Source organism: Pontibacter pamirensis, from assembly GCF_010015475.1.
GTDB lineage: Bacteria > Bacteroidota > Bacteroidia > Cytophagales > Hymenobacteraceae > Pontibacter > Pontibacter pamirensis.
The window spans coordinates 1-622 of sequence record NZ_SSNI01000122.1 but is presented as its reverse complement, the minus strand read 5'-3'; the positions used below and the strand labels follow the sequence as shown (position 1 = coordinate 622).

Below are 622 nucleotides of genomic sequence, written 5' to 3'. Positions count from 1 at the left end.
TGTAGAACTCCACCTTAGAAACCGTGCCGTCTCCATCGGAGGCGTTGGCCGCGATGTCGATGGTGGCCGGCGCCGTGTAGGTGGCGTTGTTGGCCGGGGAGGTGATGGCAACCGACGGAGATTGGTTTGTTGTCGTGCTGTTGCTGTACACCACGTCCACCCAGTAGTTGCTCGCCTGGTAGGCACTGGTCGGGAAGGCAGGGGTGCCGGTGTAGCGGTAAACCCCGTTGCTCCCGTCCGCCCCGTTGGCCAGACCCGTCAGCGGCCCGTTGGTGATGGCGGTGGCAAGGCCGTTGTAGGTGGTCGAGTAGTAGCCGGCGCTGCTGTGGTAGGAGACGACGTAGGTGGTGTTGGCGGACACGGCAACAGGAGAAGAAAAAAGCACCTGCTGCCAGCCGGAGGCAGTCTCGTTCACAAAGGTGGCCTGCGCCAGCAGGGCGCCGGTGCTGCTGTGGAGCTGCCCGACGTGGGTGCCCGTGTTGCCGCTCTGCTTGTAGAAGCGCACGCCTGTTACAGAGCCCGACGACGAGGAGCGGAACTTCATCCCCAGCTGCAGCGCCTGCCCGTCGTTCTGGAGCGCGCCAGAGGGGGCACTGGAGGCCTGGAAAACCGAACAGGGGCA

1 protein-coding gene is annotated in these 622 nt (G+C 64.5%); it reads right to left on the bottom strand.

The genetic code is table 11. The annotated features are described in order from the left end of the window. A partial coding sequence (locus tag E1919_RS27220) for a DUF4082 domain-containing protein (RefSeq protein ID WP_237144900.1) occupies nucleotides 1-544 on the bottom strand: 544 nt, incomplete at its 3' end. Nucleotides 545-622: the final 78 nt, after the last annotated feature.